The organism is Lactobacillus amylolyticus (assembly GCF_003999355.1).
Taxonomy (GTDB): Bacteria; Bacillota; Bacilli; order Lactobacillales; family Lactobacillaceae; genus Lactobacillus; species Lactobacillus amylolyticus.
In genome coordinates, this window is the sequence record NZ_CP031836.1 from 95,488 (window position 1) to 109,401 (window position 13,914).

Below are 13,914 nucleotides of genomic sequence, written 5' to 3' on the forward strand. Positions count from 1 at the left end.
TTTATCTTAAGTGAACGCCTTTATCAACGAAAATTACATCACCAGTCAAGCCGGTAGCCAAATCACTCATTAAGAAGGCACAAGTGTTGCCCACCTCTTCTTTAGTGACATTGACGCCATCAACTGTTTCGCTCTGAGAAATTTTAAGCAAGTCAGCATGACCTTTTATACCAGATACGGCGAGCGTTCTCATTGCCCCAGCCGAAATCGCATTAACGCGGATGCCTTTTTCACCCAAATCACGGGCTAAATAACGCATAGCTGATTCAAGTGCGGCTTTTGCAATACCCATTGTGTTGTAGTTTGGCAATGCTCGATCACTGCCCATGTATGTCAAAGTGACAATGCTGGAAGGATTATTCAAAATCTTGACCCCTTCTTTAGCCACAGCAAGCAGTGAATAAGCTGATACGTCAAGCGCTTGACTGAAGCCATCCCGGGTTGAATTGAGAATTGAACCGCCTAATTCTTCTTTTTTAGCAAAAGCAATCGCATGGACAATACCATCAATTTTGCCAAAACGCTTTGCAACTTCGCCAAAGGCAGCTTCAAGACTGTCATCACTGGAAACATCACATTCGATTAACCGATCTTCATCAGTCACCAGTTTAGAGATAAATTTCTTAAGTCTTTCATTTTGGTAAGTATAAATGACTTCCGCACCCTGTTTTGCCATCGCTTGCGCACATCCCCAAGCAATGGAACGATTATTTGCAACTCCCATGACAAGGATCTTTTTTCCGTCTAAAATACCGCTCATTTTTTCACCTAAAACTTTCTGTATCTCTCGTAGCGTCTTGCCAACAGTTCCGTATCCGATAGGCTCTGCAGCTTTTTCAATTCTTTTTGCAGCACATCATCAATTTCATCGCATACTTGCTGATGATCTTCAGGTTCATCAATGATTCCTTCAATTACCTTAAATTTGAGCAAATCCTGCGGCGTCAATTTCATTACGTCTGCTGCTTGAACTGCTTTTTTAGCATCTTTCCATAAAATAGAAGCAAAACCTTCTGGTGACAAAACAGAATAAATACTGTTTTTCATCATCCAAACCTCATCGCCGCAAGCCAATGCCAAGGCTCCGCCAGAACCGCCTTCACCATACATGATGGTAATAATTGGCGTTTTAGCTTGGCCAATTTGCAGCAAGCTTTGGGCAATTGCTTGTCCCTGACCATTTTCCTCGGCACTTTTTCCTGGATAGGCGCCGGCCGTATCAACGAACAAAATAACTGGACGATGAAATTTGGCCGCGTTTTTTACCAAACGACAAGCCTTGCGATAGCCGGTAGGTTCAGGTTGGCCAAAATGTTTTTGCATTCTTTCGTTTAAGCTGTGACCACGACTAGTTGTAATTACAGTTACAGTTTGACCATGAAAAGTAGCTAGCCCACTTACAATTGCCGGATCATCGCCACTCAAGCGATCCCCATGCAGTTCAAAAAAGTCGGGAAACAAGCGCTGCCGAATTTCGTGACCAGAAATATGTTTCTCATCTCTAGCTGCTTTTACAATATCCATTGCTGTCTCAGTCATTATTTTCACCACCAAACTGAAGTAGCCAAGCTAAAGTTTTCTTTTCATCCTGACGTTTAACAATATGATCAATGAAGCCGTGCTTTAACACATTTTCAGCATCTTGAATGTCAGCTGCCAATTTTTCATGAATCGTTTGCTCAATCACGCGTCGACCAGCAAATCCAACCATCGCATGTGGTTCGGCTAAAATAATGTCGCCCTCATTAGCAAAACTGGCCGTGACCCCGCCAGTAGTTGGATCAGTTACAACCACTATATACAAAAGTCCGGCTTGAGAATGCTTAGCTACTGCATTTGTAACTTTTGCCATCGACATTAAAGAAAGAATCCCTTCTTGCATGCGCGCACCACCTGAAGCTGTGAAAAGGACAACCGGCAATTTTTTCTCCGTTGCTTTTTCAAACAATCGACTTAATTTTTCACCGGTCATTTGTCCGAGTGAGCCCATAATGAAAGTTGGATCCATGATGCCTAGCGCAAATTGCTGACCTTGGATTGTTGCTAAACCAGTCATTACGGCTTCATTTAAACCGCTAGCTTTTTTAGCTTTAGCAATTTTTTGATCATAATTTGGAAAATGCAATGGATCAGATGGAGAAATTTCACTATCCCATTCCTCAAAGTCATCAAGCAGCCACTTGCTTCGCTTTTTTGCGGAAATTCGAAAACCATAATCACATTCGGGGCATGTTGCATATTGATCTAATTGGTTGGCAAATATTTCATGACCACACTTCGGACATTTTTTAATTAAGCCATCGGGAACCCGATCATCTGCGCTCTTGTTTGCTTTGACGTGCTTTTCAGTCAAAGTATTCTTATGCTGAAATAGCTTGACCATGCAATTGCTCCTTCCATTGCGGCAAGAATTTTTGCTCTAAGTATGTATTAGTGAATTCACCTTTTACAAAACCAGGATCTGCAAGAATTGCTAAGTGAAATTCTTGGTTGGTATTGATACCGCGAATTACCATTTCTTTTAATAAACGGCGCATTTTGGCGATTGCTTCGCTGCGAGTTTTTCCAAAAGCAAGAACTTTCGCGATCATTGAGTCATAAAATGGTGAAATTACTTCACCTTGATACAAAGCTGAATCAATTCTCATCCCTGGGTTGCCAACCGGCAAGTAAAGATAGTCAACGCGGCCTACTGATGGCATGAAATCATTAGCTGGATTTTCAGCGTTGATTCGGCATTCAATTGCGTGTCCCTTTGCCTTTAAATCAGTTTGACTGAATGGCAGCTTTTCACCAGCGGCTACCTTGATTTGTGCCTTGACCAAATCAACACCAGTAACCATTTCAGTTATAGTGTGTTCAACCTGAATTCTGGTATTCATTTCCATAAAGTAGAAATTATGATCTTGATCCATCAAGAATTCAATCGTCCCTGTGTTGACATAGTCAGCAGCTTCTGCGGCTTGAACGGCGATCTTTCCTAACTTGCTTCGTTCTTGATCGGTAATTAAATCACATGGACTTTCTTCCAGCACTTTTTGCTTATTTCTTTGCAATGAACAATCACGTTCAGGAAAATAAACGGTGTTGCCGAATGAGTCCCTAAAAATCTGCACCTCAATATGCTTTACATTTTGCATAACTTTTTCAAGATACATTCTATCGTCGCCAAAGTCAGTCTTAGCCTCACTTTGGGCAGAGGCTAAAGCTGTAGCCATTTCTTCAGGTTTAGCAACTTGACGAATTCCTTTTCCGCCACCACCAGCTGCGGCCTTAAGCAAAACAGGATAGCCGATTTTAGCAGCAATTTGCTTTGCTTCCTCAGCTGAATTGATAAAACCGGTGCTGCCTGGTGTGACAGGAACATGATTCTTGATCATCATTTGTCGTGCATGTTCCTTGTTGCCCATCAGATCAATGGTTTCAGCCTTAGGACCGATAAAAGCAAGACCACAATCGCTGCACATTTTCGCAAATTCTGCACTTTCTGAAAGAAAGCCATAGCCGGGATGAATAGCCTGTGCACCAGTACCAACAGCAGCAGCCAAAATATTTTTAATATTCAAATATGACTCTGCAGGCTGCGGACCACCAACACATACTGCTTCATCAGCAAGCTGCACATGCAAACTGTCACGGTCAGCTGTCGAATAAATCGCTACAGTCTTAATGCCCATTTCTTTTAAAGAACGAATGATTCTAACCGCAATTTCACCACGATTAGCAACTAAAACCTTATTAAACATTCAATCACCTAACCAATCATGAAGGTTAATTCTGCTTCTGCAATTACTTGATTATTTACCAAAGCCACGCCTTGACCAACGCCAATGTTGAGTCTGATTTTGGTTAATTCCGTTTTTAAAAGCAATTGATCACCTGGACGAGCTTGGCCCTTGAAGACCGCCTTTTGAATGCCACCGAAATAGGCGGTTTTGCCAGCAAAATCCGGCGTTTTTAGCAAAGCTACAGCACCAGTTTGGGCCATTGCTTCAACAATTAATGGCGATGGGAAAACTGGATCAGTATCAGAACTGGCTTGAACAAAAACTTCGCTGAATGAAACGCAATGAATTGCTTCAGCTTTTTTGCCAGGAGCCAAATCAATGACGCGATCGATCAGCAGCATCGGGTAGCGATGGGGAATGATTTTTTGAATTTCGTCAATCTTTAATTCCGTCATCTTAATCTTCCTTTACTGTGATCAATGGTTGATCAACTTCGACTAAATCTTCGTTTTCGACGTTAATAGCAGTAACCGTTCCTGTTAAATTGCTTTTAACTTCAGTCATCATCTTCATTGCTTCAATGATGCAGATAGTCTGTCCTTTTTTAACATGATCACCAACATGAACCAATGCTGGTTGACCTGGCTTAGCCTGCAGGTAAACAATCCCAACGATTGGTGCCTTAACAGCCTTGCCTTGATCTTCAGTTTTCTCTTCTTTGCTCTCTTCTTCTACTGCCTTTGTATTTTCTTGTGCAGTTTGAACTGGAACTGAAATTTGAGCTTGCTTGTCTGAATGATTCTGCTTGTTTTTGCTTAAATAAAGGTGGAAATCACCATCGTCAATTTTTAATTCTCGCATTTCAGAATCTTCAAACTGCTTCATTAAGCTAGAAATTGTTTGTAAATCCATTAATTCTCACTCCACTTCTTAAAGGCCAAAACAGCATTATGACCACCAAATCCAAACGAGTTTGAAATGGCATATTCGGTCTCAAAATTTTGATTTTCTTTATTAACCAAATTGATCTTGCAGTCTGGATCCTGCTTAAAGCAGCCGACATTTGCAGGAAACTTATTCTCATTTAAACTTGCTACAGTGATTACGGCTTCGATTGCACCGGCTGCACCAAGCAAGTGACCTGTCATGCCTTTGGTTGATGAAACCAGAACTGAACTGTCATCACCGAAAACTTTGTTAATCGCTTTGCTTTCACTACTGTCATTAGCATGAGTTGCAGTACCATGCGCATTGATATAGCCAACTTGATCTGGCTTAATCTTCGCTTCATCAATTGCCATCTGCATTGCTCGTGCGGCGCCTTCACCATCTGGATCCGGGGAAGTGATGTGGTAAGCATCGCTTGTAGTACCGTAACCAACAATTTCGCCTAATATTTTTGCATCGCGTGCTTGCGCATGTTCCAAACTTTCAAGAACCATTGCGCCACTGCCTTCTCCTAAAACAAAGCCGTTTCTGTCCTGGTCAAAAGGCAAAGAGGCATGTTCAGGATCAGTATTTTTTGATAAAGCGGTCAAAGCGGCAAAACCAGAAATCGCAGTTTCATTAACAGTTGCTTCAGAACCGCCAGCGATCATTGCTTGGGCACGTCCTTCAGCAATTTGTCTATAAGCTTCACCGATAGAATTAGTACCTGATGCACAAGCAGTGACAATTGAAGTTGAAATATTTTTGGCATTAAAGCGAATCGAAATATTACCGGCAGCCATATTAGCGATTGCCACCGGAATAAAGAAAGGCGAAACTCGTCTAGGACCTTTGTCATGCATCCGAATGACTTGTTTTTCAATCGTCGTTAAACCACCAATACCTGTACCAAAAATTACGCCTAAATCTTCAGGCTTAGTATTGTCAGAATTGATCCCGGCCATTTCAACGGCTTCACTTGCTGTTTGAATTGCGTATTGCGAGTAAAGATCCATCCTTCTGGCTTCTTTTTTGCCAACAAAATCAGCTGGATCAAAATCATCAATTTCACCTGCTACTGTAATTCCGGTTTCTTTTGCATCGAATTTTGAAATTAGCTTAATTCCAACTTTGCCGTCCAAAGTATTTTTGACAAATTTTTTTAAGCCGTTTCCATTAGGAGCAATTGCTCCCATTCCTGTAATAACAACTCTTTGCATCATTTTCTCCTATATCGTCATTCCGCCGTCAACCACAATGGTTTGCCCAGTAATATAGTCATTTTGAGCCAAAAAAATAGCAGTCTTAGCTATTTCGTCGGTTTGACCCAGACGTGCTAATGGTATCTGCTTCAAAATATTCTCTTTTACACGGTCGGACAGCTTTTCCGTCATATCCGTATCGATCATGCCTGGTGCAATTGCATTAACGCGAATATGACGCAAGGCTGCTTCACGTGCTGCTGCCTTTGTAAAGCCGATCAATCCAGCTTTTGCTGCAGCATAATTTGCTTGCCCGGCATTGCCATGAAGCCCAACGATACTTGCCATATTTATAATGCAGCCGCTGCGCTCACGATTCATTTTTTTGATAATTGCTTTAGTCAAGAAAAATGGGACGCGCAAGTCAAGATCAATTACTTGGTCAAAATCATCATCACGCATGCCAATCAGCATTTTGTCGCGATTAATTCCAGCATTGTTAACCAAAATATCAATTTTGCCATATAAATCCCAAGCTGTTTTTGCAAAATCTTTCAAATTGCTTTGCATTAAATCTGCGGATAAATATTGGTAATCAGCGGACAAATCAGAAAGTGCTTCTTGAAATTCGGGGTCAAGGTCTGGATGGCGACCATTGATAATTACCTTTGCTCCCTTTTTTGCGAAGGCTAACGCCATGCTTTTGCCAATTCCGCGAGTAGAGCCGGTAATCAAAACTACTTTATTTTTCAGTTTCATGTATTGCCTCAACGAATTCTTGATATTCTTTTAAATTGCCAATGCGATAGCTTTCTAAGTCGCGGTCGATTTGGTGAGCAAAACTTGATAGCGTCTTGCCTGGTCCGATTTCCAACGTTGCATCGATGTGCTCATGATCAATTAAATATTGCAGACAAGCACCAAAATGCGTTGGAACAGCTAGCTGCTTCTCCATGATTTCTTTCCAATTTCCATCAAAAGGCTTAGCCGTAGTATTTGAAATGACCATAATCTTGTTTTTGGCAAAGTCTACATTAGCTAAACGATCATGCATCTTCTTGCTGGCTTCATTAAACAAAGGAGTATGAAAGGCACCGTTAACGCGCAAGAGTAAAGCCCGTTTAGCTGCAACTTGATCATTGATTTCTTTTACTGCAGCAGCAACAGCATTCTTTTCACCACCGATGACCACTTGTTTTGGTGAGTTAAAGTTTGATAAATAAACTTGCTCTCCATCTTCTTGCAGCTTAGACAAGATTGCTTTGACTTTTGACAAATTTGGTTTGATTAAAGCAGCCATTCCGCTAGCAACTCGATCAGCGTCTATTTGCATGTATTTTGCGCGATCACTAACAAGAGAGATCGTCTCTTTAAGCGAAAGTGCACCGCTAGCAAACATTGCACCGTATTCACCAAGTGAAAGGCCAACCATGCCAGCAATATTCAATTCAGGAAGATCACGCATGAGCATGCGATAAATGCCGGCTTCAAAGGATACCAAGGCAGGCTGAACGTGAACTGTTTTTTTAAGTTCATCATTTTCACCTTTGAAATCAGCTACGATATTTTGACCACTGGCACTACTTGCTTCATCAATAGTCTCTGCAAAAAGCGAATCAGCTAGTAAATCTAGCCCCATCCCAGCTTTTTGCGCACCTTGACCACTAAATAGAACTGCAAACTTCATTATTTTTGCTTTTCCATTTCAGCTTGTACAAAGTCAACCAATTGACTGATTGTTTGAATTGAATCATCAGCATCCAATTCAATGTCATATTTGTCTTCAAGTTCATTTAAAATTTCAAACAAATCCAAGCTGTCAGCATCTAAATCTTCTTTGATATTAGTGTCCATTGTAATTTTTTCTGGTTCAACATCTAATTCATCTTGAGCAATATCTTGAACATCTTTTAAAATTTCTTCTTTAGTCATAATTTAACCTTCTTTTTAAAATCTAAATATCAACGTTGCAACGGTTAGGCCTCCGCCAAAACCGCTTAAAGCAACAACATCATTTTTCTTAATAATTTTCTTTTGAATACATTCTGCTAGCAAAATTGCTTCGCTAGCCGCTGCTGTATTACCATATTCAGCAATATTAATTGGGAATTTTACAAGTGGCTGATGCAGTTTGCGTGCCACTTGTTCAATAATTCTCTTGTTAGCCTGATGCAGCAAAAAGTGATCAATCTCATCTAGATCAATTTTTGATTGAGCCGCAGCTTTAATGATCGAGCTGGGAACTTGATGTGTAGCAAAACGATAGACTTCACGTCCAGCCATGGTAAAAGTCGAAAGCTGATGCTTGTTTTTCAAAAAGTCATGTTCAACTTCGCTATGCCCAGCAACAAGTTTGTCACCCAAATCGCCAAATGTTTCCAAATCCTGACCGAGCAAATGCTGCTCAGAACTATGAGTCAGAAGCACTGCCCCTGCTCCATCGCCAAATAAAACAGCTGTGCTGCGATCATGCCAGTCAAGCAATTTTGACAATACCTCTGCCCCAATCACGATTGCATTTTGCCAGCCGTTAGCTAGCATCATGCTGCGTGCAACCGCAATTCCATATGAAAAACCGGAACAAGCAGCTGAGATATCAAAGGCAACTGCATTTTTTGCCCCTAATTTTCCTTGAACGATAGCTGCCGTGCTCGGCGTCATATTATCCGGTGACATTGTGGCTACAATAATCAAATTCAAATCTTCACCAGCAACATTCGCTTTTGCAAGAGTCATTTCTGCGGCTTTCAATGCTAAATCAGATGTATTTTCTGTATTGCTGACATGTCTTCTTTTGATGCCGGTTCGCTTGCTAATCCATTCATCAGAAGTATCCATGAACTGCGTCAACTGATCATTGCTAATTATTTGATCAGGTACGGCATAACTAGCAGCTGTGAATTCAACATCTTCCACGTTTTTCAATCCAATCTAATGTGAATTGACGAATTCTTCTAAGTTTTTAAATGCGTGATAGATCGTTTGCAAGTCATCATCATTCATGTTTTGCAAAAAGCTCTTCACCATCATGTTGTGATAAGCATGATAGGCACGACAAAGTACGCGACCTTTGTCTGTTAAAGCAAGACGAACTACTCGACGATCTTTTTTATCACGAATTCTCTCCGCATACCCTTTGCGTACTAATCTATCGACTGTTGAAGTTACTGTTGCTCGTGACAAATGGAGCTTTTCAGCCACTTGAGAAACAGTTAAATGATCATACATGGTAATTGCATCAATTGCATGCAATTCTTTAACCGTTAAATCCTTAAAGCGACTCTTTTTTAATTCTTCTTCTTCGATCCGGTTAATACCGTAATAAGTGTTGTAAAGTGCGTCATTAATTTCTTTATATAAGCGTTTCATAATCTAGTTCCTTTTAATTAGATATTCGAATATTTAGCTAAACTAAATTATAAAACAAAACTGGCTTATTTGACTGCTGCAAAGGTTAACTCGGCACTGCAAGCTAACTTATCTTTAAGATATGCTTCTGTCTTAAAACAAAATTCATCTTTATCTATTCGATTAATTTTAATTTCTAATTGATCTCCGGGTTTTACCATTTCTCTAAAACGTGCTTTTTTAATTTGGCTTAACTTTAGATCCGGATGCTTATGTTTGAACATTACTTCGCAGGTCTGCTCCATTGTTTCAATAATTAGCACCCCTGGCATAACCGGATTTCCTGGAAAGTGTCCTTGAAAAAAGCTTTGACTCATAGTTACACTGGCAAGACCAGTTAATGAATCATCATCAATTTCCGCACTATCCAGAAGAGTTAACGGCGATTTACGCCCTGTTAGCCGTTTGATTTCTACGGCATTTAGTTCCAATGATTTCACCTCTTTTATTTCGCATTGCAAATAGTTTGAATATCTAACTATTTGCTGTACAAATTATATTACATAATTTTAAATTGTCAACAAGCTGCTGGTTCGTATAGAAAATGCTGAATCCTATTAAACTGTAAATGTAAGCTTTTAAAAAATAAAAATAAAATTTTTGACTACTATTTTGATAAATCCGTTGCTCCTGCAGCCGATGGTATTAACTATATTAAAAATAACTAGCAACAAAAAAGTCCTGATGATTAGTTCATCAGAACTTTTTTTACTATTTTTGCATATTGTTTTGCCAAAAACGAATCGCATCATTGATCCAGCCTTCAGCTACCATATCGGTTCCCAATCCGAAACCGTGACTGAGACCAGAATAAATATGAAATTCAGTTGGAATGCCTAGTTTTTCTAGATAAAACAAGCGCTGCTTCATCGTTTGCCAATTTGCAATCCAGTCATTATCGCCAACGGCAACATAAGTTGGTGCATTAGCAGAAACCGAATTGAATTCTTATGTTGACAGAAAGTTGGTCTTCATTCTTAACTGGCTTGATTTTACCGATATGATTTCTGTTAAAGAAGCGAAAAAACTACTAAACTCTACTTTTAGTATCAAGTTATAATGAGGCATTCTAATGGACGTCAGAAGTGTTGTAACCAAGAATAAAATTAAAATGGCTTTGCTTAACTGCATTAAAGAAAAACCATTAGCAAATATTTTAAACAAAGATATTATTGCGAAATCAGAAGTTAGCACCAGAACTTTTTATCATTATTATTTAGATAAAGACGAAGTTCTTAACGAAATAGAAAATGAAATTCTAGCAGGCTTGAAAAAGGTAAATGATCAAGATTATCAAAATGTAACCCAAGTTTCAAGCCCACTAACCAATGAGACAAATGTCGCATTAGCCCAAAAAGAATTTAAATTTCTAATCGATTATTGTGACACGGTTAAGGAAGAAGGTACGATTCTCCTTTCTTCAAATGGCGACATTAATTTTGCCAATAAAATCCGCGAATTGTCAGTTAAAGAAACCAAAAGATATCAAGTTCGTGAAATTCTCGGATTGGTGCAAGTGAAGTCGCCGGTACAATTATTATTGCTGCTCAAAAAGTAAAAAAAGAGAGTGATCAAAAATCACTCTCTTTTCTTTTATTATTAGTTTATCAATTATACAGCTTTAACAACATGTTTAGCATGATGGTTGTTCATGATTGCCCAGCTATTAAAAAAGGCCATCCCAAAACCGATGACCATCATTACACTAACAATAATTAGTGCAAGTGTTGGGCCTGCGGTAGCAAGTCTTTGACCAGCGTCAAAATTGCTTGCTTCATTCATTTGAATAATTAATCCTGAAAACAACATGGCTAAACCGGTTAAAGTTAATAAGCCATTGATAATCATTTTCGTTTTGGTGTTAATAAACTTCATTTGTAACCATGTCCTTTCTAGTATTTTAACTAAACAGCATACACTCTTGAGACATAGATTCAAATAAAAAGCACTATAAATTTAATTCATATGCCAAACGATCCGGATCTACTTCATCATTGCATTGAATAATGCCCCGATATTTAAAACCATTATGCTCGGCCAATGTTTGCATCGGAATATTTAAGCGATGAGTATCAACACGTAAATTTCTAATTCCGCGGCTAAGTTCAAGCGAAACAATATTTGAAATAAAAATCTTCGCTAAACCTCGCCCTTGATAATTAGAAGAAAAGCAAATACGGTGAGTGATTGCGTACGGATCACGTTCATTATGCCAAGAACCATCTATTTTTTGGTAAGTTGGTTCAATGCCTTCGATGACTGCCGCATAACTTGCAATTTGATTGCCAACTACGAAAACATATCCATTTTTATTAGCAATATCTTCTTCTATCACCTTTTGATTTGGATAACCATTTTGCCACTGAGTTGAACCTGATTGTTTTAAAAAGGCTATCGCATCGTCAATACTTAACATAATATTTGATATATCATTTTTCGTTGCTAATCGCGTATATTTCTGCATTTTAATCCAACTCCAACTGTTTTCTTTCATTAAAGTAATTCCGATATGCTAAATAACCAGCAATTACCGCACCTAAACTTGTCGCTGATAAAAGCATAAAGGTAATCATAATCTGATACTTGATAGCGTAAATTGGGTTAACACCAGCAAAAATTAATCCTGACATCATCCCAGGCAAGTTGACTAATCCAACGGTTTTGGCTGAATCAATCGTCGGCTGCATTGCTGTTTTGATACTTCTTCTTAAAATAGGAAAGCATGCCGTTTTAATATCACTGCCTAATGCCAGTCTTTCAAGAATTTGTTGCTGCAAATCATGGAAACTGTCGTTTAAAGCCTTATAACAAAGACCAACCGCTACCATTTCATTTCCCGCAATCATACCGGTAATTGGAATGACTTGCATTGGCGTCGGTTTGATAGTTCCAGATAGCACCAAAATTCCTAATGTTATATAAGTCCCAACCAAAATTGCGATGACTGAATTCCATATTTTGCGCTTTGAATTTGGATCACGCTGATTGGCATTCCACGAAGCATTGAAGATGATCACTGTGGTAGAAACAATTGTCAAAATCAGATTGTTGGCATGCAGGATAAATTTCAAAATATAACCAACAATTATCAACTGAATAATTGCTCTTACAACACTAATTAAGATGTCCTTAGTTAAGCCTAACTTTTCTTTGGCACTAATAGCGATTGAAACAAGAACTAAGGCGAATGCTAAAAGAAGCGACCAATTGCTAACAGCTAAGGATTTCATGCTAAGGTACCCTCTTTCGTCATCTTCATCAATTTGCTTGCAGAATGCAGCTCCTCTTGATCGTGCGTTACCTGCAAAATCGTCGTTCCTTTTTCATGACAATCATTAATTAAATGGTGAACGATTTCTTTGCTTTGATCATCTAAACCCGTTGTAACTTCATCTAGCAAAAGGATTTTTGGCATAAACAATAGATTACGAATAAGTGCCACTCTTTGCTTTTCACCACCAGATAACTCTTCTTTTTTCTTGTCCAAATATGAATGATCAAGATCAACCAACCTCAGCAATTGGTCAATTCTTGTCATATCCATATTTTGTTTACGGATTTCAAAAGGAAAAGAGAGATTATCATTGACTGTTTTTCCAAAAAGAAGAGGCTGCTGAAAGCAATATGAAACTTTTCTGCGATACTGAATTGGATCAATTTCGGCGATATCCCGATCTTGATAAAAAATCGTACCTGTCGTGGGGGAAATCAGGGATGCAACTAATTTCAAAATCGTGCTTTTACCGCAACCTGATGGGCCCGTGAGTGTTAAAAAATCGTGTTTCTTCAAAGAAAAAGAAATATTATGGAGAATTTTCTTCTTTTTAACTTTGTAAGATATATGGTCTAGTTTTAATAGCATTTTTTGTCTTCTATCTAACGATTACAATATTACCAGTTAAATTATAAACACCTTGAGTATACTCTAGCCAATATTTAATGAAATAAAGTAAAACAGTAGGTTAAAATACTTACTGCTTTATACTTTATCTAAAATCACAAGCCTCAATATGATCATTAATCAATCCAACTGCTTGTAAGAAGGAATAAACAGTTGTTGGTCCAACGAACTTAAAGCCAGCTTTTTTCATCGTTTTCGAAATTTGAGTTGATAATTCATCTTTGGCGGGCATATCAATTTCATCCTTAAAATGATGATCAATTGGCTTAGGAATAAATTCAGTTAAAAAAGCGGCAAAATTTTTACCTTCTTGATGCCATTTAACAAGAACTTGTGCATTGTTAATCGCCGCATTAATCTTCAGCCTATTTCGGATAATTCCTGCATCCTGCATCAATCTTTGAAAATCATCATCATTAAATTGGACCACTTTATTTACATCAAATTCCGCAAAATCTTTTCTAAAATTTTCCCGCTTGTGCAGAATCGTCGACCACGATAATCCTGACTGAAAACTTTCTAAGACCAGCATCTCATATAAATATTTTTCATTTAGGTTGAGCTTTCCCCATTCCTGATCGTGATAGTTACGATACAGCAAATCATCAGTATTACCCCAAGAGCAGCGTTTTACCATTTATTTTCTCCTTTATTTTGATGATTTAATTATAAGACAAAAAGCAGGCATCCCCTCGAATGTCTGCTTCAGTATCTTTTCTCTACAAATCCATTTTATGTCGAAAACTGT

At 38.6% G+C, this 13,914-nt stretch carries 20 protein-coding genes; 1 reads left to right on the plus strand and 19 read right to left on the minus strand.

Annotated elements, in window-relative coordinates; all coding sequences use genetic code 11:
• Nucleotide 1 precedes the first annotated feature (1 nt).
• From fabI to D0Z64_RS08400, 14 genes are all read right to left on the minus strand, one after another.
• The gene (gene fabI / locus D0Z64_RS07725; RefSeq protein ID WP_006351377.1) at nucleotides 2-760 is read right to left on the minus strand and encodes an enoyl-ACP reductase FabI; all 759 of its coding nucleotides are present in this window, start codon (nucleotides 758-760) and stop codon (nucleotides 2-4) included.
• A gap of 8 nt (nucleotides 761-768) precedes the next feature.
• Nucleotides 769-1,539 carry an acetyl-CoA carboxylase carboxyltransferase subunit alpha gene (gene accA, locus D0Z64_RS07730; RefSeq protein ID WP_080881986.1) on the minus strand — a complete coding sequence of 257 codons (771 nt, stop codon included), beginning with the start codon at nucleotides 1,537-1,539 and terminating at the stop codon, nucleotides 769-771.
• Nucleotides 1,532-2,383 (minus strand): acetyl-CoA carboxylase carboxyltransferase subunit beta, encoded by an 852-nt coding sequence (locus D0Z64_RS07735; protein ID WP_127345879.1) that lies wholly within the window; start codon nucleotides 2,381-2,383, stop codon nucleotides 1,532-1,534. Before D0Z64_RS07735 ends, accA begins: the two co-directional genes overlap by 8 nt.
• A complete protein-coding gene (gene accC / locus D0Z64_RS07740) occupies nucleotides 2,361-3,746 on the minus strand; it encodes an acetyl-CoA carboxylase biotin carboxylase subunit (protein ID WP_127345880.1) in 1,386 nt (461 codons plus the stop codon). Before accC ends, D0Z64_RS07735 begins: the two co-directional genes overlap by 23 nt.
• A gap of 8 nt (nucleotides 3,747-3,754) precedes the next feature.
• On the minus strand, nucleotides 3,755-4,183 hold the full coding sequence (fabZ, locus tag D0Z64_RS07745; protein ID WP_080881989.1) for a 3-hydroxyacyl-ACP dehydratase FabZ: 429 nt from the start codon (nucleotides 4,181-4,183) through the stop codon (nucleotides 3,755-3,757).
• A 1-nt stretch (nucleotide 4,184) separates the two neighbouring features.
• Entirely contained in the window at nucleotides 4,185-4,640 is a 456-nt protein-coding gene (accB, locus tag D0Z64_RS07750) for an acetyl-CoA carboxylase biotin carboxyl carrier protein (protein ID WP_080881990.1), read from the minus strand.
• Nucleotides 4,640-5,875, minus strand: a complete 1,236-nt coding sequence (fabF, locus tag D0Z64_RS07755) for a beta-ketoacyl-ACP synthase II (RefSeq protein ID WP_080881991.1) — start codon at nucleotides 5,873-5,875, stop codon at nucleotides 4,640-4,642. Before fabF ends, accB begins: the two co-directional genes overlap by 1 nt.
• Nucleotides 5,876-5,884: 9 nt before the next feature.
• Nucleotides 5,885-6,616: a 3-oxoacyl-ACP reductase family protein gene (locus tag D0Z64_RS07760; protein ID WP_080881992.1), complete on the minus strand. Its 732-nt coding sequence runs from the start codon at nucleotides 6,614-6,616 to the stop codon at nucleotides 5,885-5,887.
• Nucleotides 6,600-7,544 carry an ACP S-malonyltransferase gene (locus tag D0Z64_RS07765; protein WP_080881993.1) on the minus strand — a complete coding sequence of 315 codons (945 nt, stop codon included), beginning with the start codon at nucleotides 7,542-7,544 and terminating at the stop codon, nucleotides 6,600-6,602. The genes D0Z64_RS07760 and D0Z64_RS07765 overlap by 17 nt, the downstream gene beginning before the upstream one ends.
• The gene (locus tag D0Z64_RS07770) at nucleotides 7,544-7,789 is read right to left on the minus strand and encodes an acyl carrier protein (RefSeq protein ID WP_080881994.1); all 246 of its coding nucleotides are present in this window, start codon (nucleotides 7,787-7,789) and stop codon (nucleotides 7,544-7,546) included. Before D0Z64_RS07770 ends, D0Z64_RS07765 begins: the two co-directional genes overlap by 1 nt.
• Nucleotides 7,790-7,804: 15 nt before the next feature.
• On the minus strand, nucleotides 7,805-8,773 hold the full coding sequence (locus D0Z64_RS07775) for a beta-ketoacyl-ACP synthase III (RefSeq protein WP_080881995.1): 969 nt from the start codon (nucleotides 8,771-8,773) through the stop codon (nucleotides 7,805-7,807).
• Between the two features lie 15 nt (nucleotides 8,774-8,788).
• Nucleotides 8,789-9,226 carry a MarR family winged helix-turn-helix transcriptional regulator gene (locus D0Z64_RS07780; protein ID WP_080881996.1) on the minus strand — a complete coding sequence of 146 codons (438 nt, stop codon included), beginning with the start codon at nucleotides 9,224-9,226 and terminating at the stop codon, nucleotides 8,789-8,791.
• Between the two features lie 65 nt (nucleotides 9,227-9,291).
• A complete protein-coding gene (locus D0Z64_RS07785) occupies nucleotides 9,292-9,696 on the minus strand; it encodes a hotdog family protein (protein WP_040456768.1) in 405 nt (134 codons plus the stop codon).
• A gap of 280 nt (nucleotides 9,697-9,976) precedes the next feature.
• Nucleotides 9,977-10,123: a hypothetical protein gene (locus tag D0Z64_RS08400; RefSeq protein ID WP_155860223.1), complete on the minus strand. Its 147-nt coding sequence runs from the start codon at nucleotides 10,121-10,123 to the stop codon at nucleotides 9,977-9,979.
• A 214-nt stretch (nucleotides 10,124-10,337) separates the two neighbouring features.
• On the opposite strand from D0Z64_RS08400, the gene D0Z64_RS07790 reads away from it, so the two are divergent.
• On the plus strand, nucleotides 10,338-10,823 hold the full coding sequence (locus D0Z64_RS07790) for a TetR/AcrR family transcriptional regulator (protein ID WP_080881997.1): 486 nt from the start codon (nucleotides 10,338-10,340) through the stop codon (nucleotides 10,821-10,823).
• Nucleotides 10,824-10,876: 53 nt separating this feature from the next.
• Here D0Z64_RS07790 and D0Z64_RS07795 read toward each other — a convergent pair whose 3' ends face one another.
• From D0Z64_RS07795 to D0Z64_RS07815, 5 genes are all read right to left on the minus strand, one after another.
• A complete protein-coding gene (locus tag D0Z64_RS07795) occupies nucleotides 10,877-11,140 on the minus strand; it encodes a hypothetical protein (protein ID WP_006351360.1) in 264 nt (87 codons plus the stop codon).
• Nucleotides 11,141-11,213: 73 nt separating this feature from the next.
• The gene (locus tag D0Z64_RS07800) at nucleotides 11,214-11,729 is read right to left on the minus strand and encodes a GNAT family N-acetyltransferase (RefSeq protein WP_080881998.1); all 516 of its coding nucleotides are present in this window, start codon (nucleotides 11,727-11,729) and stop codon (nucleotides 11,214-11,216) included.
• Nucleotide 11,730: 1 nt separating this feature from the next.
• On the minus strand, nucleotides 11,731-12,495 hold the full coding sequence (locus D0Z64_RS07805) for an ABC transporter permease (RefSeq protein ID WP_080881999.1): 765 nt from the start codon (nucleotides 12,493-12,495) through the stop codon (nucleotides 11,731-11,733).
• The gene (locus D0Z64_RS07810) at nucleotides 12,492-13,127 is read right to left on the minus strand and encodes an ABC transporter ATP-binding protein (protein ID WP_006351357.1); all 636 of its coding nucleotides are present in this window, start codon (nucleotides 13,125-13,127) and stop codon (nucleotides 12,492-12,494) included. The genes D0Z64_RS07805 and D0Z64_RS07810 overlap by 4 nt, the downstream gene beginning before the upstream one ends.
• A 124-nt stretch (nucleotides 13,128-13,251) precedes the next feature.
• Nucleotides 13,252-13,803, minus strand: a complete 552-nt coding sequence (locus tag D0Z64_RS07815; protein WP_080882000.1) for a DNA-3-methyladenine glycosylase I — start codon at nucleotides 13,801-13,803, stop codon at nucleotides 13,252-13,254.
• Nucleotides 13,804-13,914 lie beyond the last annotated feature (111 nt).